The following is a 21,963-nucleotide window of genomic DNA, read 5'->3' as shown; positions in this document are numbered from 1 at the left end:
AGAACGACCATAAAGCTATGATATTTTTGCATACATAAAAAGAGCCTGTGCACGATTACGTGCGACAGGCCCTTTTTGTATCAAATATTAAGCCTCGAATGTATTTCCTGGTCCAAATTCTGCAGCAATACAATATATTCTTCTTTGATATGGCGGTAGATGTCTTGAGCCGTTTCTTCGTTATAGGTATGGGAAGAGAGGTTGCGTTTGACCTGCATGTCCAGCCATTTTTCCGCATCGCCGATAAGATGTTGTTTCCAAGCCTCGCGGATGCTGCTACGTGGACTGGTGGCTTCGATGCCTTCGTATTCCAGAACGGCTTTCATCAGTTTCCAGGCCAATTCAAAGGTAAATTCAAAACGCTGGATGGTCGCATCGAGATAAAGGTCGTCTTCATCCAAGGTCTTCGTCAAGGCGATTTCCAAGCGGTGCAGCGCTTGGTGATAGTCTTCCCATTTCAGCAGCAATCGTTCTTTCGTCATCATCCATTCTCCTTTGTCATCGACAGCCCAGAGCAGTTTCCCTTCCCTGTCTATGGCCTCTTTCAATTTCTGGTTTGGCTGACGCCGGTAATCGATGAGGTCAAAGGTAAAAGGCAGCTGGCTCTGTTCGAAATCGAGCTGCAACGGCGTCACCAGATTTTCGGCACTGGCAATGGCCAGGTCCACATCGGAAACGGGCTTATAATCACCGCGGGCCCGCGAACCGAATAATTTCACCCAATCGATCTGGCTGCCATAGCGGGACAAAATAGCCAAGATCTGCCGCCACTGCCTGACACTCAACCCATGCATAATACTCCTCCTTTAGACGGCTTCTGCCATTTAACCTCTCCGGCCCTGCGGGCCACCTCCCCTATGAGGGGAGGCTTGGGCGCCCCTACGATTGGCAGGCGGTCTGCGAACAGCGGCCTGCGGTCTGCGGTCTGCGGTAGGGGCCGCCCTCTGGGCGGCCCCTACCGCTGGCACTTCGGGCAGTAGTGCGTGCCGCGGCCATTGAGTTTGGTGTATTCGATGGTCGTGCCGCAGACGGTGCAGGGCGTACCTTCGCGGCCATAGACGCGGAGGTTTTCCTGGTTCTGGCCTTCTTTGCCGTTGCCGCTGATGAAGTTGCGGATCGTCGTGCCGCCGTGTTCCAGGCCCTCCTGGAGGACGGCAACGATGGCTTCATGGAGGTGGGCCGCTTCTTTTTTCGTCACCTTGTCGCTGTGGCGCATGGGCCGGATACCGGCCCGGAACAGGGCTTCGTCGACGTAGATGTTGCCCAGGCCGGCGACCTTCGTCTGGTCCAGGAGCAGGGTCTTCACCGGCCGGTGGCAGCCTTTCAGGAGCGCATAGAGCCGGTCTGTCGTGAAGTCCGGGCTGATGGCATCCGGTCCCAGGCTGTCATAGCCTTTGACCCCCGTCGGCCCGTCTGACGGCACGAGCCACAGGCAGCCCAGGGTACGGATGTCTCGGTAGAGAAGCCGCCCTTCGCTAAGGGTAAAGGCAATATGGATGGCCCGGCCGGCATACTGGCCGGGTCTTTCTTCGTAAAGCAGGCTTCCTGTCAGGCGCATGTGAGCCAGGAACGACCAGGAACCGCTGCAATGGACAAAAAGGTATTTGCCGCGGCGGCTCACGCCTTCCAGGGTCTGGCCGGTCAGGGCGGCTTCAAAACGCGCTGCCGTCGTATTCTTGATGAGCCGCGGCAGGTCCAGGTCGATGGCCGTAATGGTCTTGCCCCGGACATGCTGGTCGAGGAAGGCCCGTATCGTTTCTACTTCCGGTAATTCCGGCATAGTCTCACCTACTTCGCTTCTTCCCAGTTGGCACCGCTGTGGATGTCGACGACGAGGGGCACGGACAAGTCGACGATGTGTTCCATCGTATCCTTGAGGAGGGTTTCGATTTCTTCCTTTTCCCCGGCCGGTACTTCCAGGACCAGTTCGTCATGGACCTGGACCAGGAGCCGGCTCTTCAAATGGCGTTTTTCCAGTTCATCCTGGACGGCGTTCATGGCCAGCTTGATGATATCGGCGGCACTGCCCTGGATGGGCGTGTTCATGGCCGTCCGTTCAGCAAAGGACCGGCGCGTGAAGTTCTTGCTGTTGATTTCCGGCAGAGCCCGGCGGCGGCCAAACATGGTGACGGCCATGCCCGATTCCTTGGCCGAGGCGATGAGGCCGTTCATATAGTCGTGGACCGTGCTGTAGCGGGCGAAATAGGAATCGATGTATTCCTTGGCTTTCTGTCGCGAAATGGAAATATTCCGGGCCAGGCCGAAGTCGCTGATGCCATAGATGATGCCGAAGTTGACGGCTTTGGCATGGGACCGTTCTTCCGGCGTGACTTCGTCCAGGGGGATGCCGAAGACTTCCGACGCCGTCCGGCGGTGGATATCCTGGCCCTTCTTGAAGCCGTCGATCATGGTCGGGTCCTGGGATAGATGGGCCAGGAGGCGCAATTCAATCTGCGAATAGTCGCCGGAGACGATATAGTCATAACCTTCACCGGGGATGAAGAGGGAGCGTATCTTGCGGCCCTGTTCCGTCCGGATAGGGATGTTCTGCAAATTCGGGTCGGAACTGCTCAGGCGGCCCGTCGACGTGACCATCTGGTTGAAATGGGTATAGATGCGGCCCGTTTCCGGCACGATGAGCGGTTCCAGGCCGTCGAGATAGGTCGAAATGAGCTTTTTCAGTGCCCGGAAGCGCAGGATCTTGTCAATCATGGGATGTTTGTCTCGCAGGGCATCGAGAACGGCACTGTCCGTCGAATAGCCGGTCTTGGTCTTCTTGATGACCGGCAGCTGCAATTTCTCGAAAAGGATGACGCCGAGCTGTTTCGGCGAATTGATGTTGAACGTTTCGCCGGCGTCCTCGTAAATGGCTTCTTCCAGGGCATCGGCCTGGCGGGATAATTCGCTCTTCATAGCCATGAGGCGGTCCGTATCGACAGCGAAGCCATTCATTTCCATGACGGCCAGGGTATGGATGAGCGGTTCTTCGATGGTGTCGTAAAGCTTCATGAGCGCGGCCTTGTCCAGTTCAGCAGCCGCTTTCGGCCAGACCTGTAAGGCAAAGGCCGCATCACAGGCCAGTTTCTGCCCGTCGTCTTCCGTGCTTTCATCCAGGCTGACATCGAAGGTTTCCGAAATATACGTCAGGCCATAGGACGTCCGCGTCGGGTCGAGGAGATAAGCCGCCAGGATGATGTCCTTCAGGGGCAGGCGGCCGGCTGCGACGCGGGACACTACTTTGGTCAGGTCCTTGCCGTCATCGGTGACGACGGCCGCCGCTTCGGGCAGGACGGCCAGATAAGCGTCGTAATCGCTTTCGGCGACGACAAAGGCACCGTCTTCGACAGCCATGGCCAGGGCCGTCACAGCCGGGATGGGCTGGCTGCCGTCATAATGGGCGGCGACGGCGACGGTCTTCCCCTTCAGACTTTCCGCTCCCGGCGCGTCCATGACCTGGATGGCGGCTGCCGGTGCCGCAGCGTCTGCCAGGTGGGAGAAACGGTCGAAAGCCGCGAAGCGTTCCAGTAGATTGCGGAAGCCCAGGCTGCGGAAGAGCTGGGCCACGTCTTCCTGACGCGGCTGGGGCTGGAACATGTCCATGGTGTAATCAAGGGGCACGTCACAGCGGATGGTGGCCAGGTCTTTGGACAAGACGGCCTTGTCCTTGTTGTCGGCCAGTTTTTCCTGCAACTTCTTGCCCTTCACTTCATCCAGGTGTTCATAGACGCCGTGGACGCTGCCGAACTGGGTGATGAGCTTGAGCGCCGTCTTTTCACCGACGCCGGGGACACCGGGGATGTTGTCGGCCGTATCGCCCATGAGGGCTTTCATGTCGATGACCTGGGCCGGCGTGTAGCCGTATTCGGCTTCCATGACGGCCGGCGTGACGGCCAGCATGTTGGTGATGCCCTTCTTGGTCAGGTAGACCGTGACGTCGTCCGTGACCAGCTGCAGGGCGTCGCGGTCGCCGGTGACGACGGCGACGGCATAGCCATCTGCTGCCGTGCGGCGGGCCAGGGTGCCGATGATGTCATCCCCTTCGTAGCCTTCCTGTTCGAGGACGCAGATGCCCAGGCAGGCCAGGACTTCGCGGATCAGGGCGAACTGCGGCCGCAGGTCATCCGGCGCCGGCTTGCGCGTGGCCTTGTAGCCGTCGAACAAATCGTTGCGGAAAGTGTGCTTGCTCTTGTCGAAGGCGACGGCGACGTACTGCGGGTCCAGTTCCCCGTATAATTTCAATAACATATTCAAAAAACCATAGACGGCATTCGTCGGATGCCCCTGGGCATCGGTCAGATGCGGGATGGCATAAAATGCCCGGTAGAGCAGACTGCTGCCGTCGATGATGACGATATTCTCTTTCATGGGATACCCTTTCTGGTGATGATTGATGTCCGAAGCCGGCTGCAACAATTCTCAGCGATGCAGCAGGGAGCTGACGATGCTGTAGATGCAGTAAATGACGAAGATGCCCAAGAGGTAGGGCATGGCCATGATGATGAAACCCAGGGCGCCGATGATGACGGCGACGATGCAGAAGACGATGAAGCCCAGGGCCAGTTTGACCCGCCATGAGAGGCCGGACGTGACGATATGGATGCCGTGGTGCGCTTCCTGCTGCTGGCGCAGCCGTTCTTCATAGAGGGACTTCTGGTCGTGGACCGTCCCATCTTCATCGATGGTCTGGCCGCGGAAGCTGTCCCGTTCGTGATTGGAAAGGATTTTTGGATCTTCTGTATTCATAGACGATGCTCCTTCTATTAATAGTTACGGCTCTTCATGCGGCGTTCGATATCGCGCTTGGCTTCTTTTTCGGCCAGGGCCTGCCGCTTGTCGTAGAGCTTCTTCCCTGTTACCAGGGCAACGGTCACTTTGACCTTCCCCTTCTTGAAATAGAGATTGAGGGGGATGAGGGTATAGCCTTTTTCCTGGATCTTGCCCAAGAGCTTGATGATCTCATATTTATGGAGCAGGAGCTTGCGCGTCCGCAGGGGATCGTGGTTGAAGCGGTTGCCCTGGTCATAAGGGCTGATGTGCATGCCCAGGAGGAAGACTTCGCCGTTCTCGATGCGGCAGAAGCTGTCCTTCAGATTGACCTTGCCCTGGCGCAGGGACTTGACTTCCGTCCCCGTCAGGGCAATGCCTGCTTCATACGTTTCATGGATAAAATAATCGTGACGGGCCTTGCGGTTGTCCGAAATATATTTCACACCTTTTGTCGGTGACGTTGCCAAAGCAAATTCCTCCTATTTCTTCTTCTTTTTGCCGCGGCGGCTCTTGCTGCCCTTGCCCTTGCGCGCGGCTTTGCGGCCGGATTTCTTGTCCTTGCGGCCCTTCTTGTCCTTTTTGTCTTTCTTGCCCTTCTTGCCGATGGCGCCGGCGAACCAGTTGCGCTTGGTATCGGTATCCTTCTTGTCACTGTGCTTCCGTTTATGGCGCCGTTCGGCACTGGCTGCCATGAGCTGCTGGACGTCTGCCAGCGATTCGTAGCGGCCCGGGACGAAGTCGATTTCGCATTTTTCCACATTGACCTGTGCCAGGGTGACTTCCATGGCATCGCCTAAGCGGTAGACCTTGCCGCCGTGCTGGCCGCGCAGGGTATACGAGGCTTCATCGAATTCATAATCGTCGTCGGTGAGCAGGGAAATATGGACCAGACCTTCGATACCGTTTTCCAGGCCTACGAAGAGGCCGAAAGACGTGATGCCCGTAATGTGCGCTTCAAAAGGCTGGCCGATGAAGGGCAGCATGTACTGACACTTCTTGAGGTCGTCCGTTTCCCGTTCCGCTTCGACGGCGATGCGTTCGCGCGAGCTGGCCTGGTCGGCGGCGATGGTATGGTACGACAGGGACTGCTGGGATTCTTCTTCCGTCAGTTTCCCCCGGCGCTGGTACTGGCGGATCAGGCGGTGGACCATGAGGTCCGGGTACCGGCGGATAGGCGACGTGAAATGAGTATAACACTGCGAAGCCAGCCCGAAATGACCGGCATTGGTCGTCGAATAGCGGGCCTGCTGCATGGAGCGCAGGGCGATGGTCTGGACGACGGCAGCTTCATCGGTGCCCTTGGTCATTTCCAGGAGCTTCTGGAAATCAGCCGGCTTGACCGATTCCGTATCGGGCATGGGCAGGTTGAAACTCGACAAAACGGTGCGCATCATTTCCAGCCGTTCCGGTTCGGGCAGCTCATGGATACGGTAGACCGACGGGTTTTCGCTGTCGCGGAGATAGCAGGCCACCGTTTCGTTGGCGATGAGCATGCTTTCTTCGACGATCTGTTCGGCAATGGTCCGTTCCCGTTTTTCCAGGCGCAGCGGTACGCCGTCCGGGTCAAGGATGACCTTATATTCGGGGAAATCGAAGTCGATGGCCCCGCGGCGGAGGCGCATGTTCTTGAGGATCGTCGACAAAGCCCGCAGTTCATTGAGCATGGGCATGAAGGGCTGCAGGTCATCCGGCACGATGCCTTCCAGGAGGGCCTTGCGGATTTCGACGTAGTTGCAGCGCCGTTTCACCCGGATGACGGCCGGCCCGATGTCGGCCTTGAGGACTTTGCCTTCTTCGTCGATTTCCATGACGCAGGTCATGGAATACCGGTCTTCATTGGCGTTCAGGCTGCAGATGCCGTTAGAGAGGACCGTCGGCAGCATGGGGATGACCCGGTCGACGAGGTAGACGCTGGTACCGCGGTTATACGCTTCCTGGTCGATGGCCGAGCCCGGGCGGACGTAGTAACTGACGTCGGCGATGTAGACGCCCAGGCGGAAATGGCCGTTCGGCAGGCGGACGACGTCGATGGCGTCGTCCAGGTCCTTGGCATCTTCGCTGTCGATGGTGATGAGCTGGCGGTCGCGGTAATCGCGGCGCCCTTCTTCCATGGTGACCGTCATGTCGATCTTGGCGGCTTCCTTCTTGACGTCGTCCGGGAAATCGAAAGGCAGGCCGTGGCGGGCCATGATGACCTTGATATCCAGGTCCTTATCGCCGTCATAGCCGAGGACTTCCGTCACTTCCCCTTCGGCTTTGCGCCCTTCTTCAGGCCACTTGGTGATCTTGACCAGGACGCGGGCACTGCTGCGGGCGCCGCCGGTCTTGTCGAGGGGCACGTAGACGTCTTCACGGATCCGTTCGTCATCGGGCGTGACGAAGGCGCTGTGCTTTTCCAGCTGGAACGTGCCGACCAGGGTCTTGTTGGCCCGTTCGACGATGGATACGATTTCCCCTTCCTGTTTGTGTCGGCCATCGCCGCTGTGCAGGATGCGGACCGTAACCTTATCGTTGTTCATGGCCGTGTGGCGGTTCTGTTCGGCAATGTATACGTCTTCCGTCAGGTCTTCACTGAGGACGAACCCGAAAGTCGGCGTATAGCCTTTATAAATACCGGTGATTTCCTGGGGTTGTTTCGCCGAGATATACCGGTCTCCTGCGATTCTCATGAGCTTCTCACTCCTCACTAATTCTTCAAATGTGTCAAATACGTCAGCCAGCCGGGCGCCCGTGATGCCAAGCCGTTCGGCACAGTCTTCGACCGTCGCGCCGCCGCTGTCTTCATTACATATACTTATTATATCATGAGCCAGCTGTAAATCCATAGTCCCCTCCTCCAATCGCAGTAGTTAGAAAAAAGGAGCCGCCGCATATGCGACAGCCCCTAAGAATTCATTAAAAAGTATGCATCAGTCTGCCTAACAGCAATGTACAAATGGCAAATGCTATCGACAAGACGATAGTCAGTTTGGAAAGCAGGGCATCCATACCGCGGGCCCGGCTCCCGAACAAGTCTTCCGCACCGCCGCCAAAGCCGGCGCCCATGCCTTGGGTCTTGCTCTTCTGGGCCACGACGACACCGATGATGAGCAGTGCCAAAATGACAACGATGATTTCTAATGCTGTGATCACGTTAATCCTCCTCACACAATGACGCTAACAGTACTATTGTACACTCATTTAGCTTTTCTATCAATAGGTTCTTTGGCTTTCTCATCGGGTTCCGTTTCTTTTTCGGCATTGCGCGTTTCCAGATAATGTTCCAGCTTGCGTTTGACCCGCTGCAGGGCATTGTCGATGGACTTGACGTGCCGGTGCAGCTGGCGGGACATCTCGTTATAGGATTTGCCGTCGAGATAGGCTGTCAGGACCTGCCATTCCAGATCGCTGAGGATCTCATTCATCTTCAGTTCGATATCATTGAATTCTTCGCGGCTGATGACCAGTTCTTCAGGATCGCTGACGCGGATGCCCGACAGGATGTCCTGCAGGGTCCGGTCCGATTCTTCTTCATAGACGGGCTTGTTGAGGGACACATACGAGTTGAGGGGTATGTGTTTCTGCCGCGTCGCCGTCTTGATGGCCGTGATGATCTGCCGGGTAATGCATAACTCGGCAAAGGCCCGGAACGAGGACAGCTTGTCGCCGCGGAAATCCCGTGTCGCCTTGTAAAGACCGATCATGCCTTCCTGAATGATGTCATCCCGGTCTGCGCCGACCAGGAAGTAGGCACGGGCTTTGGATTTGACGAAGTTGCGATACTTGTTGACGATATAATCGGCCGCTTTGCCATCGTTCTCTTCCTGGGCGATGCGTACGATTTCTTCATCTGTCATGCCTGCAAAGCGGTCATGTTTTTCTTCTGCATTGGACGCTGCCTGCATAATCGTTACCTCGCTTATCTAATTTATTCGCCTGCCTGCCGCTGCCGCACGACTTCATACATGAGCAGCGCCGCTGCGACGGAGGCGTTGAGGGAATTGACGTGGCCGAACATGGGAATCTGGACCAGGACGTCGCACGTCTCTTTGACCAGGTGCGAAATGCCCCGGCCTTCACTGCCGATGACCAGGACGACGGGATCCGTCAGGGAACTGTGGAAATAATCCGTCTCGCCGTCCATATCGGCGCCGATGACCCAGAAACCGCGCTTCTTGAGCTGCTTCAGGGTCTGGGCGATGTTGCCGATTTGTACGAGAGGCATGTATTCGACAGCACCGGCCGACGTCTTGCCGACGGTCTCGTTGATAGGCGCCGTCCGCCGCTTGGGCAGGAGGACGGCGTCGACACCGGCACATTCCGCCGTGCGGATGATGGCCCCCATGTTGTGGACGTCTTCGATGCCGTCGAGAAGGACCAGGAACGGGACCTTCCCCTTTTCATCGGCAGCGATGAGGACATCCGTCAGATCCGCGTATTCCACGGGCTTGGCAAAGGCGATGACGCCCTGGTGGCGGTTGCCCGGTGCCAGGTGGTTGAGGACCTTCAGGGGCACATCTTCGACGAGGATGTCCCGCTGCCCTGCCAAATCGCGGATGCGCTGCAGCGGCTGCGATTCGTTGCCGGCTGCGACGTACAGTTTGGTGATGGACCGGCCGGCCTTCAGGGCTTCGGTGACACTGTTGCGGCCGATGATGATATTTGCCTCACTCATTCCATTCCTCCATGTTTTTCATTACAATAGGCTTTCGTTTCTTCATAGACCCGGACCATGACGGCATCCAGCCGTTCTGCCCGGCCGGCCATGACCAGGTACCCCACCAGGGCTTCCAGGGCCGTACTATCGTGGTATTCGGCGACGGTAGCGCTCTTCGGCGCCAGGGTATAGGCATTGCGGGCCCGCTGGCAGATGGCCTTTTCTTCGTCCGTCAGTTCGTCGTGGATGCGGCGGTAGACATAGGCCTGGGCCTTGGCGGAGACGAATTCCGCTGCCAGCGTGTGCAGGACCTGGACATGAGGGATGCCTGTTTCCACCAGGCGCTTGCGCAGCGTCAGGGCGTAATAGGCATCGCCGACAAAGGCCAGGTTGATCGAGTCGAGATGGGCCGCATCCTGTTCGGGCACGTCGAGGCGCCTGCCATCGGCAAAGGCCTGATAGGCCCGTTTCTTCAGTGCTTGCAGTTGTTTGAATTTCACTTTTTCCAGCGCGCTCCCTGCGGCGAATCTTCGATGGTAATCCCCAGGGCAGCCAGTTTGTCGCGGATGGCATCGGCCAAGGCGTACTGCTTCTGGGCGCGGCATTCCTGACGGATGTCGAGGATGGCCTGCATGAGGTCGTCGTAATCCTTGCTGCTGGCATCTTCCTTCTTGCCGGTCCAGCGGTCTTCGAGGATGCCGAGGATGTCCGTAAAGGTCTTGAAGACACGTTTGACTTCCGACATGGCCGCCGAATCGACGGGGACGCCATTGTTGACGACGGCGTTCTTGAAGATGTTGACGTTCTTGGCCAGGTCGAACATCGCTGCGCTGGCCAGAGCCGTATTGAAGTCGTCGCACATAGCGTTTTCAAAGTCTTCTTCGTCTTTGTGGGCCGTTTCCAGGAGCTGCTGGGCTTCCGGCGATTTAGCACCGGCCGGCATGGCCAGAAGTTCCAGGACATTGTCGATTGCCGTGCCCAAGCGTTCGAGGCTGCGCGTCATTTCTTCCAGCCGTTCGTCGCTGAAGTCCAAGGGGCTGCGGTAATGGTTGGAAATGAGGAAGAAGCGCAGGGCATCCGGGCTGTAGTGTTCCAGGACGTCCTTGACTAAGAAGAAGTTGTTCAGGGACTTGCTCATCTTTTCGGAGTTGATGGTGATGAACCCGTTGTGGAGCCAATACTTGACCATCGGTTTCTTGCCCGTAAAGGCTTCGGACTGGGCGATTTCGTTTTCATGGTGCGGGAAGATGAGGTCGCTGCCGCCGCCATGGAAGTCAAAGGTATCGCCGAGGTATTTGTTGCTCATGGCCGAGCATTCGATGTGCCAGCCCGGACGGCCTTTGCCCCAGGGGCTGTCCCACGACGGTTCGCCCGGTTTCGCGCCTTTCCAGAGGGCGAAGTCCATGGGATTATGCTTGCGGTCGTCGACTTCGATGCGGGCGCCGGCCATCATGTCGTCGAGGCTGCGGCCGCTCAATTTACCATAGTCGGCAAATTTTTCGACGCTGTAATAGACATCGTGGTCGATGACGTAGGCATAGCCTTTGTCGATGAGGGTCTGGACCATGTGGATGATTTCATCCATGTGTTCCGAGACGCGGGGATACTTGTCGGCCCGGCGGATGTGGAGCTTGTCCATGACGTCGAAGTACGACGCGATATAGCGGTTGGAAATGGTATCCCACGTGACGCCTTCCCCGTTGGCAGCATTGATGATCTTGTCGTCGACATCGGTGAAGTTCTGGATGTGCGTGACTTCATAGCCCAAGTGTTCCAGATAGCGTTTGATGACGTCCCATGTGACGAAAGGACGGGCATTGCCCATGTGGGAATGGTTGTACGGCGTGATGCCGCAGACATACATCTTGACCTGGCCCGGCGTGACGGGTACGAAGGTTTCTTTCTTGCGGGTCAATGTATTATATACTTTCAGTTCTCTCATACGGTAACCTCCCTGAAATTTGAACAAAAAGGCCACCATCCCCGATGACAGAGACGGTGGCCCGTGGTTCCACTCTGTTTTTACGGCAGTGCCGTAATCTTTACTGCGCAGTAACGGGCGCACCCGGACCGGATTACTCCTTTCACCCGGCCTGCTCACAAAGGCAGCATTGCAGTTTTATGACCTGGAAAGGCTCTCAGCCGTGACCCTTCCTCTCTGTCGGATGCCACTGCAACTCATTTTGATCATCGCAGATTCTTATTTGATACATATTATTAGTTAATATGTATGTATATAGTACCCAATAATCGGGCTCATGTCAAGCCCTTTAGGCCAACGTTTCGTCCAGGCGGGCCAGGACTTTGTCGCGGCCCATGAGGGCGACGATGACATTCAGGTCCGGGCCGTGCATGACACCGGTGATGGCGACGCGGATCGGCATGTAGACGAACTTGCCCTTGACCTTGAGGCCCTTCTGGATTTTCTTGAACAAAGGCTGTACTGTGTCGGGCGTGACGTCGTCGAGGGCAGCCAGTTCATCGCGGAACATCTGGAGGACGGACGGAGCCGTTTCTTCTTTGAGGACGGCAGCCGTTTCTTCATTTTCCGGCGCATGGTCATCGGTGAAGAAGACCTTGGCGGCATCGACGATCTGGGCACCGTACTGGACGTGTTCGCGCATGGCGGCGCAGATAGCCTTGAGCCAAGCGGCTTCCTTTTCGTCCGGGTTTTCGCTGGCATAGCCGGCCTTCTGGAGGTGCGGCAGGCAGACGGCATAGAGCTGGTCTTCATCGAGCTGTTTCATATAATGGAAGTTGATCCAGTTGAGTTTTTCGATGTCGAAGACGGCCGGATTCTTGGCGACGCGGTCGAGGGTGAACTGTTCGATGAGTTCATCGCGGCTGAAGATTTCCTGATCGCCTTCCGGCGTCCAGCCGAGGAGGGCCAGGAAGTTGACCAGGGCATCGGGGAGATAGCCCATATCGCGGTACTGCTGGACCGACGTAGCCCCATGGCGCTTGCTCATCTTCTTCTTGTCAGCGCCGAGGATGAGCGATACGTGGGCAAATTTCGGAGCTTCAAAACCCAGGGCCTTGTAGATGACCAGCTGGCGCGGCGTGTTGGACAGATGTTCTTCGGCGCGGATGACGTGGGTGATGTGCATCAGGGCATCGTCGAGGACGACGCAGTAGTTGTAAACCGGGATGCCATCGGATTTGACGATGACGAAGTCGCCGACATTGTTGGAGTCGAAGGAAACGTGGCCGCGGACGAGGTCGTCCAGTTCAATCGTTTCGTTCTTCGGCGTCTTGATGCGGATGACATGGGGACGGCCTTCCTTGAGGTACTGTTCGACCGTTTCCTTGGGCAGGTCGGCGCATTTGCCGGAGTAGACCGGCGTTTCGCCTTTAGCCAGCTGGGCCTGCTTTTCGGCTTCCAGTTCTTCCGGTGTGCAGAAGCAGTAGTAAGCCTTGCCTTCGGCTAAGAGCTTTTCCGTATATTTCTGATAAATGCCCAGGCGTTCGGTCTGGCGGTACGGGCCATCAGGACCGCCGACGTCGATGCCTTCATCCCAGGTGATGCCCAGCCATTTCAAGGCTTCCTTGATGTTTTCTTCCGATTCCGACGTCGAACGCTTGCGGTCCGTATCTTCGATGCGGACGACGAACTTACCGTGGTTGTGCTTGGCAACGAGGTAGTTGAACAGTGCCGAACGGGCACCGCCGATGTGGAACGGGCCTGTTGGGCTCGGAGCAAAACGAACGCGTACTTCCTGTGACATAAAAAATTCCTCCTAAAAACTATATATGTATTATTGATAGCTAAGGACCATGGCTGCCGCCTGGGCTGCCATGCCTTCTTCCCGGCCGACGAATCCCAGTTTCTCTGTCGTCGTCGCCTTGACGGAGACGGCGGCCTTGGGGATACGCAGGGCCTCGGCAATATTGGCAATCATCTGTGGCACATAGGGCTTGATCTTAGGCCGTTGTGCCAATAAGGTCACGTCTAGGTTGACGATGCGGCAGCATTTCTCCCGCAGCAGGTGGCGGACCTTTTCCAGGAGGACCAGGCTGGAAATATCCTTGAAGGCCTGGTCCGTATCGGGAAAATACGTCCCGATGTCGCGGAGCCCGGCGGCTCCCAGCAGGGCGTCCATGATGGCATGGATGACGACGTCGGCGTCGGAGTGTCCATCGAGGCCCCGTTCAAAGGGAATCTCGACACCGCCCAGGACCAGGCGCCGCCCTGCTTTCAGGCGATGGACGTCATAGCCCGTACCGATGCGCTGGACTTCCCGGCCCTTCATGTACAGGGACAGGATAGGGATGTCGTCGCGCGTCGTCACCTTGCGGTTCTTCTCGCTCCCTTCGAGGATGACCACCGGTACGCCCAGGGCCTCGACGAGGGATGCATCATCCGTAGCCTGGATGCCTTCAGTCCGGGCGTGCTCATGGGCTTCCATGAGCAGGTCGCGGTGAAAGATCTGCGGCGTCTGGGCAGCGACCAGGCGGCTGCGGTTCAGCGTATGCAGGCGGCCGTCGTCGCCGCGGACCTTGACCGTATCCTTGAGGGGGATGCCGTAAATGGCAGCCCTGGCCGTTTCCATCATGGCCGCCCCCTGGTCATACCAGTCCGGGCCGGCAAAAGGCCGGGCCCCGTCGTGGACCATGACCACATCCATATCGCGGCCGACGGCCATGAGGCCGTTATAGACCGAGTCTTCCCGTTCGGCGCCGCCCAGGGCATAGCGCACAGGCTGGCAGGGATGGAGATCATCGACGAGGCGGCGGATTTCCTTCTCATCGACGCGGGAATGGACGATGACCACTTCACTGACCGACCGGGCGGCAAAGATGTGGCGCAGGGTATGGGTCAGGACGGGCTCGCCGCACAAGGGATAGAAGAGCTTGTTCCGCTCGTAGCCGAAGCGGCTCCCTGTGCCGGCCGCTACGACGATGACAGATACTTTCACACATTTCACCTACTCATTTGCAATCTTGACGAATATCATGCGCCCAGCCGACGTCTGCAGGACAGACGTTACCGTAACGGGCACGGTAGAACCGATGTACTTCTGGCCATCTTCGACGACGATCATCGTGCCGTCATCGAGATAAGCGACGCCCTGGTTCTCTTCCTTGCCGGCCTTGACGATGAGGACGTTCATGTGTTCCCCAGGGATGCGGGCCGGTTTCAGGGCATTGGCCAGGTCGTTGATGTTGAGGACGGCCACGCCCTGGAGGGCGGCGACTTTATTGAGGTTATAGTCGTTGGTGACGACTTTGGCATTGATCTTGCGGCCCAGGCGGACGAGCTTGGAATCGACACCCTGGACATCGTCGAAATCGTCGTTGATGATGCGGACTTCGACGTAATTATCTTCCTGCATCTGCTTCAGGATATCCAGGCCACGGCGGCCTTTATTGCGCTTCAACAGGTCCGACGAATCGGCGATGAGCTGCAATTCTTCCAAAACAAAGACCGGCACCAGCAGCGGCCCTTCGAGGAAGCCGGTACTGCAAATCTCGGCGATACGGCCGTCGATGATGGCGCTCGTATCGAGGAGCTTGCCGGAAAATTCCATGTCCTTATGCTTGCCGCCATGGTCCTTGCCGGACCGGCCCAGGCGCAGATTGCCTGCCAGGGCGATGATTTCGCTCTTCTTACGGATAGCGATGCTCATGCCGGCGTAGCCAAAGACGATGCTGAAGACGATAGGCCCATAGGCCCCGATAATCGGCAGGCGGGCAAACGCTAGGCCAATTAAATTCGCAATGATAAGTCCAAAAAGCAACCCCAGCGTCCCGACGATGATGTCCTGGCTCTCGAAATCATTCAGACCCGATTCGATGCGGTGAATGGCCGCCCAGATGAGGCGCAGCACGAACGGTGAAATCCCATAGCCCACCAGCGCACCGACGATGATGCCGATGATATAGGCTACGATAGTGATAATCGTCGTACCAAAAATACTGCCGTGGAAAAATTCCCCTTCGATTTCGGCACTGATGAAGGGCGTCGTAATGACCTGGTCGGCAATCATGACGAAAATGACAGCCATAATCAGGACGATGACACCTTTCATAATGTTATCAGCCACATTACGGCCATTGAATTTCTTCGATTTCGGCTCCTCATGGCCCGATTCATATTTATCTTCCATAGAGTAAAAAAACACCTCCCCTTTGTATATACTTCTATAACTATACTAGTTTACCACATTTCCCGTCAATGTACCACAGGTGGCGTGTAAAGTTTTTGCGGAGACAGACTACAGTCTGTGACGCATCATCTGGTCGAACGTGACGAGATGGATATGCTCATTTCCTTCTGCTTCACGGCGGCATCGTTCAGAAAAACCACGCTTGGCAAAGAGAATGTATTCCTTGTTCACGGCCTGGAAAAGTCCGCTCCGGTAGAGCAGTAATTCCAATACATCCTGGTCCACCAGCTCATTCCGCCATTTACATTCCCCTAAAAGCAATTCGCCTTCCGCATTGCCAGCGACGATATCCACTTCAGTCTGCTTATGGGTCCGCGGGTCGCCTCCCCACCAACGCCCGGCTTCATCAAATACAATAGGAAGACGGCCACCAGCATTTTCACGCCATAACCATTGCAAGCAGATTTCCTCGAATACCTGCCCCATGAAATCCGGCAAATGCGGCTTGATCCGCTGCCAGGCTACGGCAGCCATGCCGTTCTGGATTTGGGAATAATGCGCAGGGATGAAACGATACCAAAAGCGGAACATACTGTCCTTTAGCAGATAGATGCTTTTCCGAGAATGACTTTCCCCAAAAGGATATTCTTTCTTAATGATGCCCAGGCCGATGAGGTTCTTCAAATACGCGGCACAGGCACTGACTTCCAGCCCCGTTTTTGTCGCAATCTGACTGATTTTCGTACTTCCCGTCGCGACGGCCTGGATAATGGCATTATACGTAGCAGGCTCCCGCACTTCCTGTTTCAAGAAATTAGCCGGTTCCTCGAAGAGATAAGCCATGGGATCCAGGAAATTTTCTATAATATCCTCATCAATCGTCGCGTCGCGCCGCATCTGTCCCAGATAAAGCGGGACCCCTCCAGTCAGTCCATACAGGACAGCCAGTTTTTCTGGATCCATATCAGGGAAAAATTTCTGGGCCTCGAAAATCGTGAACGGCTGCAGCTTCAGCTGAGCCGTCCGCCGCCCAAACAGAGGGCTCTGATGACCTAAGACCTGTTTTTCCATAAAACTCATGGAAGAACCGCAAAGAATCAAATATATATCCTTATCCTTCCAGACATGGTCGATCTGGACCTGGAGCAAAGAAGAAATCCCAGGATACGATTTAGCCAGATACGGGAACTCGTCGATGACCAGGACCAGTTTTTTCGTTGCAGCCAGTCCCGTAATCGCATCGAAAGCAGCCTGGAAATCCGGATATACCGGGGCCGTCCCATCCCCGCCCTGGAAATCATAAATACACTGGCTGAAACTATCCAGGTTTTCCTGGGCCGTCGTTTCCATTCCAGTGAAAAAGATAGCCGCCTTGTCCCGGATGAACTCCCGTATCAGTGCCGTCTTCCCCACACGGCGGCGCCCGTAAAGGACGATACATTCATACCCATGCCGTTCATAACGGCGCTGCATCATAGCCAACTCAGACCTGCGACCGACGAACATAGCCATTCCCCTCTTTCCTCTATTTAGTAAATCGTAATTTAGTAAATCGTATCTTACTAAAGTATAACTTATCTATATTTTTGAGTCAACGACTCACTCACACAGATACCGATAGAGCTTATCTTCAACAGGCTTGTCCAAGAGGAACTGGAAATTGACGATAGGCAGCTGCTGCCCTTTGCCATCGGCAATCGTCGTTTCGACAGGATCGCCTAATACCGTCAAATCTCCCATGTAATAGAAGTCAGAGCCTTCGGCATCGCTCTTTTTCACGAACAGCAGTTTCCGCGTGTGTTCATTGCGAATAGCTGGAATCTGTGACGACGTCAGGCGAATCCGGGCCCGCGTCATCCAGCTGAACTGCTGCGGCGAGACGAACTGGTCTTCGTACTTCGTATTGGCCGAAATGTCGTCGCGCTTCTCATAGGTAACAAAAATAGGACACGTGGCGCCGACAATCTGATAGCCATTGAGCGTGCCTTCACGGTTCGTTTCATAATTAAGGATGCGTGACACGTCTTTGCGGGAATAGCGGCCATAACGGACAAAGCCCTGAATGATTTCCGGTTCATCGTGAACGTAGAGGCTTTCAAAACGATACGTTCCATAGTCGAGGATATCACGAACATAGCGCTGAAATTCTTCATTTTCTTTCAAATCGTTCCAATAGGGAGTCGCTGTATAAGCATGGTTTTCAAAGGAAATAAGCGGCTGGCTGCCGTATTTTTTTCTGGCCGTTTTAGTGAAAAATTGCAAATCCAGCAGGCGGGCCACGCTTTCCATCGTTTCCGCAGACGGCAGGAAATGGTATGTTTCACTCATTTCCTTAGCCAGGGCCGCCGTAGGCCAGGAATCTTCTGTCAGCAAATGGCGCAAGACCAGCAATTCTTCTATGCGCTTGCCATTGGCCAGTTCCAGGCTCATCATCTTCAGCACAGCCCGATGCGATGCATTCAGCGTCGAGTCATAGGGCTCCATGTATTGAACAAACTCAAAAAAGGACTCCTTCTTAGCAACGAACAGCGCCGGGTCCTTGTCGCCAAAGCGGACAAAATCCATCATCATCGGCTGGCGGCCCAAGCGGTAAGCCATATTACGGTACGATTCTTTCAAATCCCGCAGGTCTGCCAAAGCACTTTTGGCATCAATAGCCGCGTAAATCCGTTCTTTGGCGATGTCATCAAAATGAACCGACGTCGGCCCCGGCAGAAAATTGACCTGCATGAGGCGGCGGACGAAGTCTTTATCATACGTCCTATCGCCAAACAGGGCAATGGGAAGCAAAAAGTTATTTTCATAGTTGCCGATGAAATCGAGCACTTCCAAATAGCGCTTATGCGGATATTTGCGCAGCCCCCGGCCTAACTGCTGGACAAAGACGATAGCCGACGTCGTCGGCCGCAGCATGATGACCTGATTGACCTGGGGAATGTCGACGCCTTCATTGAAAATATCACAAGTGAAAATGTAATCGAGATACTGCGGGTCTTCGGCCGCTTTCGCCTCTAAATGACGAATCGCTTCACTCCGTTCGCTTTCGCGCGACGCACCCGTCAAGGCGACGGCCCGTTTCCCATGCTGGCGAAAGGCTTCAGCCAAGGCCTGCGCTTCGTCTACATTGCGGCAAAAGACGAGGCCTTTGATGCGGTCGGCATCACTGCCATATAAGTCAGCGTAATATAATATATGTTTTACACGTTCTTCACAAGTCAAAAGGGCAAAATCACTCATGTCATCTAACACTTTGCCATCGACGGTGATTTCACTGATGCCGTGGTAGTGAAACGGAACGAGCATGTTTTCTTCCAAGGCGTCGTGCAAGCGGATTTCATAGGCAATATGATGATGGAACAAGGCATAAATATCGAAGTCGTCGGAGCGTTCCGGCGTCGCCGTCATGCCTAACAGAAATTTTGGCCGAAAATAGCCAATGACCTTTTGGTACGTCGCAGCTCCGCCATGATGTACTTCGTCGATGACAATATAGTCAAAAGCATCGGGCGCAAAGGTATGGAGAATTTCATCCTGGGCCAAGGTCTGAATGGTCGCAAAAATATAGGGCTTGTCCATTTCTTTATCGTGCCCTGTCAGCAGCCCCGTATCAGCGGGATTAATGCCAATTCGGACATAGCTGTCCCGTGCACTTTTGACGATGAGCTCCCGATGGACGACAAAGAGAAACCGCCGGGGATGCGTTTTTAAGACGTCAAAGGCCGATAAATAGGTTTTCCCCGTCCCAGTCGCTGAAATGAGCAACCCCCGGTCCTGACCGTCGTCACGCAGCTTTTGAATCCCAGCTAAAGCCGCTTTTTGCATAGCGTTCGGCTGAATTTTATGAAAAGGTACATACACGGACTGCCGTTTCGGTTTATTGTGCGTGTACACAGACTCATAGGCCTGAATCCACGCTTCGTCCACGACTTCCGCCGTATCCCACAAGGCATCAAATTCTTCCTTCGTCTGCCGGATAAGAGAGCCGTTTTCTGCCGATGTAAAGAACACATTCCATTCCTGATTGTGCGTCAAGGCATTGGCTGTCATGTTACTGCTGCCAATGACCATGGTATAATTTTCCGGCCCCGCCTGAGAGCGATGAAAGAGATAGCCTTTGGCGTGAAAAGCCCGTTCTTCCGTCACCATGCGCAATTCGACATTGGGAAACTTCAGCAATTCCCGCAATGCACCGGGTTCCGTAAAGTTCAAATACTGCGACGCTAAAATCTTCCCCGTCGCCGTCCGGTTCTGAATGAGCGCATCTTTCAGGCAGGCAATCCCGCTTTTCGTCAAAAAGGCAACGGAAAACAAGAAGGAATCGCAAACGTACAGCTGCGACAAAATCGTATCGAGCACCTTGCGCTTCTTATCTTTGTTATTGGTCAGAATTTTAGGAACATATCGTTGGTCCGCTTCCACCGTATAATCAATGAAACCTTCGCGCAAACACTGCTCCAAAGCCCCATATTCCCCCATGGCTGTCGCCTACTTTCCAGAAAGCTTTTTCATGATAGGCACATCTGCCGGTGCCCAATCCAGCGTCGGCATGTCTTCGGGAGCCATCCATTTCGCATCGACGTGTTCCTTGCGGACAAAGTCCGGCTTGTCTAAATGGCAATAGAAGGCATACATAGTGATGGAAAAATCAGGATAGTCATGATGGACGGTCATGTACAAATCCGATTCCTTGACAGCCACGTGGACATCCATTTCTTCCCGCAGTTCTCGTTCAATGGCCGTGTGCTTGGCTTCGCCCGGTTCAATCTTGCCACCGGGAAACTCGTATTTGAAACTGACATAGTCAAATTTTCCCTGGCCCCGTTCCATACAAAGAATTTTTCCATTATATTCCAAAATCGCAGCTACCACTTCTAAGTGTTTCATCCAAATTCCTCTTTTCTGCATTATTTTCTCTATTGTATCACAACGGGACTATCGCATGAAAGCTTCCGTCATCATGCGCATTCCCTCTCTCTTTAATGTTTGAAGTTTGATGTATGATGTTTAAGGCGATAGCTTTAAATTCAAAATCATCATATCAAACTTTCAAATCCAAGCTCAAAAAAGAGGCTGTCGCATTATGCGTTATTTGCTTAATGCAACAAGCCCCAACACATACGGCCACAGGCTGTATATTTTTGCGAACTGCGAACTGCAACCTGCGCCCTCTTATTTTTTTACAAACTTTAGCCTTTCCAGGCAGTATCCCAACGAAGATAAAAGAGCAAAAAAGGATCTAAAATGTAGAGTGTCTTATCTTTCCACTCAATCGTATCGAGTTGTGGCAGGGACTTTTGGAAAGACTTTTCGATATGGTTGACGATGTTGCTTATATACAGCGTAGACAGAGCAGCTCCTGGCGCATCAGCCAATAGGTCTAAAATCCGCTGCTTAATGTCTTCTACAGGAAAGGATAATTCTGGTGGATCCTTCGATATGGATAATAGCAGTAATTTATATCCGTCTACGTGCTGCCCTTTCTTCAATGCGTATTTTTTTCGCTGCTTGCGCCCTTGAGCCGGCCCTTTCAAAGCGGTCTGCAAAGGCTGCCGATAGTATTCGTAATTCATAGCAGTCATAGAAAAGGCCCTTTGTAAAAGCCCTGTTGTGACACCAGAAATGTTCTCTTCCCCAGCCTCTTCAGCCAGGCTAAGGCAATTTTCCTGCATCAGTTGAGGAGAAGCGATACTTTCTCTGGCTAAGGTTTCTATAGCCTCTGGCGTAATGGGGAAAGACAACAAGGCAAATCCTTTTTCTGCGATTTTTTTCAATTCATCTAAAGACCAGGGCGCAATATCAATGACCGTCGTCCGTCCAATCAAATCGGGGTTCAGGCGGATAGCATCGTCCGACCGGTGCGGCAAGGTCAGGATAACGGCTTTAAGACCATGAAAGAGTTCCGTTTTCAGGGTCCGGGCAATATATTGCTGGACTTCTGGCTCAATATAGTGAAAATCGTCAATGACCAGTACCTTGCCTTCCTGGATCAGACTGCGCATCATCTGCGTATTATTCCGGACGCTTTTTTGGGCAATACTATTCCCCGTCGTATGCGCTTTTTCAGCCTGCCGGCTAAGGCTGCCGGAAATACCCAAGGATACTTTTCCCTCTCCTTTGGTACTTGTTCTGGCAGATTCCCCCTGGCTTTCAATAATTTGGATTTCCGTAGGAACTTCCAATTTTTCTGCTATTTGTTCCCAAAAATCATCGGCTTCCCGAATCTGGGAACCACTGAGATCGACAATTTCACGATCTGCTACGACGCGATGGCAAAGCACTGTCTTCCCCGATTTAGAAGCCCCTGAAACGACGACCAAATTACCTGGAGTACGGATGGCCCGCTTCATTCTTTTTTCATAGGTACTGCTCCCCAAAGACCGGTCAACATACGTATAAACAGGATATGACTTGGGTTGAAAAATCATTTCAGCACTATAATTGTCAGACATAACA

General features: G+C 54.5%; 18 protein-coding genes. All 18 read right to left on the bottom strand.

Annotated features, from left to right (window positions below; translation table 11 throughout):
• Positions 1 to 80 precede the first annotated feature (80 nt).
• The 18 genes from ACE418_RS09000 to ACE418_RS08915 all read right to left on the bottom strand — a co-directional run bounded on the left by ACE418_RS09000 (position 81) and on the right by ACE418_RS08915 (position 21,959).
• Entirely contained in the window at positions 81 to 794 is a 714-nt protein-coding gene (locus tag ACE418_RS09000; protein WP_416450297.1) for an HI0074 family nucleotidyltransferase substrate-binding subunit, read from the bottom strand.
• A 161-nt stretch (positions 795 to 955) separates the two neighbouring features.
• Positions 956 to 1,780, bottom strand: a complete 825-nt coding sequence (mutM, locus tag ACE418_RS08995) for a bifunctional DNA-formamidopyrimidine glycosylase/DNA-(apurinic or apyrimidinic site) lyase (RefSeq protein ID WP_416450296.1) — start codon at positions 1,778 to 1,780, stop codon at positions 956 to 958.
• A gap of 8 nt (positions 1,781 to 1,788) precedes the next feature.
• Positions 1,789 to 4,365 carry a DNA polymerase I gene (gene polA, locus ACE418_RS08990; RefSeq protein WP_416450295.1) on the bottom strand — a complete coding sequence of 859 codons (2,577 nt, stop codon included), beginning with the start codon at positions 4,363 to 4,365 and terminating at the stop codon, positions 1,789 to 1,791.
• Between the two features lie 51 nt (positions 4,366 to 4,416).
• Positions 4,417 to 4,743: a hypothetical protein gene (locus ACE418_RS08985; RefSeq protein ID WP_416450294.1), complete on the bottom strand. Its 327-nt coding sequence runs from the start codon at positions 4,741 to 4,743 to the stop codon at positions 4,417 to 4,419.
• A 17-nt stretch (positions 4,744 to 4,760) separates the two neighbouring features.
• Complete coding sequence (gene smpB, locus ACE418_RS08980; protein ID WP_014016334.1) at positions 4,761 to 5,234, bottom strand: SsrA-binding protein SmpB; 474 nt, start codon at positions 5,232 to 5,234, stop codon at positions 4,761 to 4,763.
• Positions 5,235 to 5,246: 12 nt separating this feature from the next.
• Entirely contained in the window at positions 5,247 to 7,592 is a 2,346-nt protein-coding gene (gene rnr / locus ACE418_RS08975; RefSeq protein ID WP_416450293.1) for a ribonuclease R, read from the bottom strand.
• A gap of 70 nt (positions 7,593 to 7,662) precedes the next feature.
• Positions 7,663 to 7,899: a preprotein translocase subunit SecG gene (gene secG, locus ACE418_RS08970; RefSeq protein WP_014016332.1), complete on the bottom strand. Its 237-nt coding sequence runs from the start codon at positions 7,897 to 7,899 to the stop codon at positions 7,663 to 7,665.
• Positions 7,900 to 7,943: 44 nt separating this feature from the next.
• Entirely contained in the window at positions 7,944 to 8,651 is a 708-nt protein-coding gene (gene sigH, locus ACE418_RS08965; protein WP_416450292.1) for an RNA polymerase sporulation sigma factor SigH, read from the bottom strand.
• A 23-nt stretch (positions 8,652 to 8,674) separates the two neighbouring features.
• Positions 8,675 to 9,421, bottom strand: coding sequence for a 23S rRNA (guanosine(2251)-2'-O)-methyltransferase RlmB (rlmB, locus tag ACE418_RS08960; RefSeq protein WP_416450291.1), 747 nt, complete (start codon positions 9,419 to 9,421; stop codon positions 8,675 to 8,677).
• Positions 9,418 to 9,903: a Mini-ribonuclease 3 gene (locus ACE418_RS08955; protein ID WP_416450290.1), complete on the bottom strand. Its 486-nt coding sequence runs from the start codon at positions 9,901 to 9,903 to the stop codon at positions 9,418 to 9,420. The genes rlmB and ACE418_RS08955 overlap by 4 nt, the downstream gene beginning before the upstream one ends.
• The gene (gene cysS, locus ACE418_RS08950; protein ID WP_416450289.1) at positions 9,900 to 11,345 is read right to left on the bottom strand and encodes a cysteine--tRNA ligase; all 1,446 of its coding nucleotides are present in this window, start codon (positions 11,343 to 11,345) and stop codon (positions 9,900 to 9,902) included. The genes ACE418_RS08955 and cysS overlap by 4 nt, the downstream gene beginning before the upstream one ends.
• Before the next feature lie 328 nt (positions 11,346 to 11,673).
• Positions 11,674 to 13,128: a glutamate--tRNA ligase gene (gene gltX, locus ACE418_RS08945; RefSeq protein WP_416450288.1), complete on the bottom strand. Its 1,455-nt coding sequence runs from the start codon at positions 13,126 to 13,128 to the stop codon at positions 11,674 to 11,676.
• A gap of 30 nt (positions 13,129 to 13,158) precedes the next feature.
• Positions 13,159 to 14,319: a 2-C-methyl-D-erythritol 4-phosphate cytidylyltransferase gene (gene ispD, locus ACE418_RS08940; protein WP_416450287.1), complete on the bottom strand. Its 1,161-nt coding sequence runs from the start codon at positions 14,317 to 14,319 to the stop codon at positions 13,159 to 13,161.
• A 9-nt stretch (positions 14,320 to 14,328) separates the two neighbouring features.
• The gene (locus ACE418_RS08935; protein ID WP_416450286.1) at positions 14,329 to 15,510 is read right to left on the bottom strand and encodes a PIN/TRAM domain-containing protein; all 1,182 of its coding nucleotides are present in this window, start codon (positions 15,508 to 15,510) and stop codon (positions 14,329 to 14,331) included.
• A gap of 108 nt (positions 15,511 to 15,618) precedes the next feature.
• On the bottom strand, positions 15,619 to 17,016 hold the full coding sequence (locus ACE418_RS08930; protein WP_416450285.1) for an ATP-binding protein: 1,398 nt from the start codon (positions 17,014 to 17,016) through the stop codon (positions 15,619 to 15,621).
• A 93-nt stretch (positions 17,017 to 17,109) separates the two neighbouring features.
• Positions 17,110 to 19,986, bottom strand: a complete 2,877-nt coding sequence (locus ACE418_RS08925) for a DUF3427 domain-containing protein (RefSeq protein ID WP_416450284.1) — start codon at positions 19,984 to 19,986, stop codon at positions 17,110 to 17,112.
• A 9-nt stretch (positions 19,987 to 19,995) separates the two neighbouring features.
• Positions 19,996 to 20,394: a (deoxy)nucleoside triphosphate pyrophosphohydrolase gene (locus tag ACE418_RS08920; protein WP_416450283.1), complete on the bottom strand. Its 399-nt coding sequence runs from the start codon at positions 20,392 to 20,394 to the stop codon at positions 19,996 to 19,998.
• Between the two features lie 302 nt (positions 20,395 to 20,696).
• Positions 20,697 to 21,959: an AAA family ATPase gene (locus ACE418_RS08915; protein WP_416450282.1), complete on the bottom strand. Its 1,263-nt coding sequence runs from the start codon at positions 21,957 to 21,959 to the stop codon at positions 20,697 to 20,699.
• Positions 21,960 to 21,963: the final 4 nt, after the last annotated feature.

Origin of the sequence: Megasphaera jansseni (assembly GCF_047974155.1) — a bacterium.
Lineage (GTDB): Bacteria > Bacillota > Negativicutes > Veillonellales > Megasphaeraceae > Megasphaera.
Note: the sequence above shows the minus strand (reverse complement) of the source record. Positions and strands in the feature narration are given on the sequence as shown.

Coding starts and splice junctions, on each gene's coding strand:
- ACE418_RS09000 (WP_416450297.1), bottom strand. CDS start 794: ATGCATGGGTTGAGTGTCAGGCAGTGGCGGCAGATCTTGGCTATTTTG.
- mutM (WP_416450296.1), bottom strand. CDS start 1,780: ATGCCGGAATTACCGGAAGTAGAAACGATACGGGCCTTCCTCGACCAG.
- polA (WP_416450295.1), bottom strand. CDS start 4,365: ATGAAAGAGAATATCGTCATCATCGACGGCAGCAGTCTGCTCTACCGG.
- ACE418_RS08985 (WP_416450294.1), bottom strand. CDS start 4,743: ATGAATACAGAAGATCCAAAAATCCTTTCCAATCACGAACGGGACAGC.
- rnr (WP_416450293.1), bottom strand. CDS start 7,592: ATGGATTTACAGCTGGCTCATGATATAATAAGTATATGTAATGAAGAC.
- sigH (WP_416450292.1), bottom strand. CDS start 8,651: ATGCAGGCAGCGTCCAATGCAGAAGAAAAACATGACCGCTTTGCAGGC.
- rlmB (WP_416450291.1), bottom strand. CDS start 9,421: ATGAGTGAGGCAAATATCATCATCGGCCGCAACAGTGTCACCGAAGCC.
- cysS (WP_416450289.1), bottom strand. CDS start 11,345: ATGAGAGAACTGAAAGTATATAATACATTGACCCGCAAGAAAGAAACC.
- gltX (WP_416450288.1), bottom strand. CDS start 13,128: ATGTCACAGGAAGTACGCGTTCGTTTTGCTCCGAGCCCAACAGGCCCG.
- ACE418_RS08935 (WP_416450286.1), bottom strand. CDS start 15,510: ATGGAAGATAAATATGAATCGGGCCATGAGGAGCCGAAATCGAAGAAA.
- ACE418_RS08930 (WP_416450285.1), bottom strand. CDS start 17,016: ATGTTCGTCGGTCGCAGGTCTGAGTTGGCTATGATGCAGCGCCGTTAT.
- ACE418_RS08925 (WP_416450284.1), bottom strand. CDS start 19,986: ATGGGGGAATATGGGGCTTTGGAGCAGTGTTTGCGCGAAGGTTTCATT.
- ACE418_RS08920 (WP_416450283.1), bottom strand. CDS start 20,394: ATGAAACACTTAGAAGTGGTAGCTGCGATTTTGGAATATAATGGAAAA.
- ACE418_RS08915 (WP_416450282.1), bottom strand. CDS start 21,959: ATGTCTGACAATTATAGTGCTGAAATGATTTTTCAACCCAAGTCATAT.